Source organism: Pseudomonas meliae, assembly GCF_001400515.1.
GTDB classification, from domain to species: Bacteria; Pseudomonadota; Gammaproteobacteria; order Pseudomonadales; family Pseudomonadaceae; genus Aquipseudomonas; species Aquipseudomonas amygdali.
Map to the genome: position 1 here is coordinate 43,748 of NZ_LJQT01000019.1, position 2,348 is coordinate 46,095.

Annotated in this window: 2 protein-coding genes; both read left to right on the forward strand. The window is 59.8% G+C overall.

Translation table 11 applies throughout. From position 1 onward, the window contains the following. Positions 1–1,075: histidinol dehydrogenase (hisD, locus tag ALO64_RS00945; protein WP_235804963.1), on the forward strand; the 1,075-nt coding region annotated here is incomplete at its 5' end. Beyond that, positions 1,075–2,127 (forward strand): histidinol-phosphate transaminase, encoded by a 1,053-nt coding sequence (gene hisC / locus ALO64_RS00950; RefSeq protein ID WP_044344748.1) that lies wholly within the window; start codon positions 1,075–1,077, stop codon positions 2,125–2,127. The genes hisD and hisC, both read left to right, overlap by 1 nt. Positions 2,128–2,348: the final 221 nt, after the last annotated feature.

Sequence of the window (2,348 nt, forward strand, 5' to 3'; positions counted from 1 at the left end):
CGAGGCGCTGGAAAAAGCCGCCGAGCGTGTGCGCAGCTACCACGAGAAACAGAAACAGGATTCCTGGAGCTATACCGAGGCCGATGGCACGGTGCTGGGCCAGAAGGTTACGCCGCTGGACCGCGCAGGCCTGTATGTGCCCGGTGGCAAAGCCTCGTACCCGTCTTCGGTATTGATGAATGCCATTCCGGCCAAAGTGGCGGGCGTGACCGAGGTGGTCATGGTCGTGCCGACACCGCGTGGTGAAATCAACGAACTGGTGCTGGCCGCTGCCTGTATTGCGGGTGTCGACCGGGTGTTCACCATCGGCGGTGCGCAAGCTGTGGCAGCGCTGGCCTACGGCACTGAAAGCGTGCCAAAGGTCGATAAGGTTGTCGGCCCCGGGAATATTTATGTGGCCACCGCCAAGCGCCACGTATTCGGTCAGGTCGGGATCGACATGATCGCCGGTCCTTCCGAGATTCTTGTGGTGTGTGACGGCCAGACCGATCCTGACTGGATTGCCATGGACCTGTTCTCCCAGGCCGAGCACGATGAAGATGCCCAGGCCATTCTGGTCAGCCCGGATGCCGATTTTCTCGAAAAGGTTGCCGCCAGTATCACGCGTCTGCTGCCAACCATGGAGCGCGCGGCTATCGTCGAAACGTCGATCAACGGTCGCGGCGCATTGATAAAAGTGGCAGACATGGCGCAAGCCATCGAAGTTGCCAATCGCATTGCGCCTGAGCACCTTGAATTGTCCGTCGCCGATCCGGAAGTCTGGCTGCCGCAGATCCGCCATGCGGGTGCGATCTTCATGGGGCGCCACACCTCCGAAGCACTGGGCGACTATTGCGCAGGTCCCAACCACGTACTGCCGACCTCCGGCACGGCACGTTTTTCCTCGCCGCTGGGCGTGTACGATTTTCAGAAGCGCTCGTCTATCATCTACTGCTCGCCGCAGGGTGCGTCCGAGCTGGGTAAGACAGCGTCGGTGCTGGCTCGTGGCGAATCCCTTAGCGGCCATGCCCGCAGTGCTGAATATCGAATTACTGATCCCGACTGGAAAGCAGGCAATACAGAGGACGGCAAATAATGAGCAAATTCTGGAGTCCTTTCGTTAGCGATCTGGTGCCTTATGTGCCGGGCGAGCAGCCGAAGTTGACCCGGCTGGTCAAGCTCAATACCAATGAAAACCCGTATGGCCCGTCGCCCAAGGCTGTCGAGGCCATGCGTGCCGCGCTGACCGACGACTTGCGTCTGTACCCGGCCCCCAACAGCGACCTGCTCAAGCACGCTGTCGCCGATTACTACAAGGTGCAGCCCAATCAGGTGTTCCTGGGCAATGGCTCGGATGAAGTGCTGGCGCACATTTTCCACGCTTTGTTTCAGCACGATGCTCCGCTGCTGTTTCCGGACATCAGCTACAGCTTCTATCCGGTCTACTGCGGTCTGTACGGGATCGATTACGAAATGATCGCGCTGGACGATCAGTTCCAGATTCGTGCCGAAGACTACGCCAGACCCAATGCCGGGATCATTTTCCCTAACCCGAATGCACCGACCGGTTGCCTGCTCGGTCTGGACAAGGTCGAGCAGATTATCAAGGCCAGCCCGGATTCAGTGGTCGTCGTTGACGAAGCGTACATCGACTTTGGTGGCGAGACCGCGATCACGCTGGTTGATCGCTACCCGAACCTGCTGGTCACTCAGACCTTGTCAAAGTCGCGCTCGCTGGCCGGTCTGCGTGTCGGCCTGGCGGTGGGGCATCCTGATCTGATCGAAGCGCTGGAGCGGGTCAAGAACAGCTTCAACTCCTATCCGCTGGACCGTATGGCCAATGTGGGTGGTGCGGCAGCTTTCGAGGACCGCGAGCACTTCGAGTCGACCCGCAACAAGGTCATCGAAAGTCGCGAGGCGCTGGTCGAACAGTTGCAGGGCAAAGGCTTCGAAGTGCTGCCTTCGGCAGCGAACTTCATCTTCGCCCGCCACCCGCAACACGATGCTGCAGCCCTGGCTGCGAAACTGCGCGAGCAGGGCGTCATCGTCCGCCACTTCAAACAGCAGCGAATCGCCCAGTTCCTGCGTATCAGCATCGGCACGCCAGAGCAGCATCAGGCGTTGCTGGAAGGTCTGGGCGACATCTGAGACGCGGATCGGTCAGCCCGAAAACAGGCTGACCTTGCGCTGCCACAGGATCATCGATGCCGCAGAGCATCCGCATGGCCTGGAAACACCGCCGACCTATGTGAGTAATCCAAATGGCTCGAAAACATTCCGGGTCTGCGGGAGCGAGCTTGCTCGCGAAGAAGCCCGTGCAGCCGCTGAAACTCCATTGATCAGGTAATCCGCCTTCGCGAGCAAGCTCG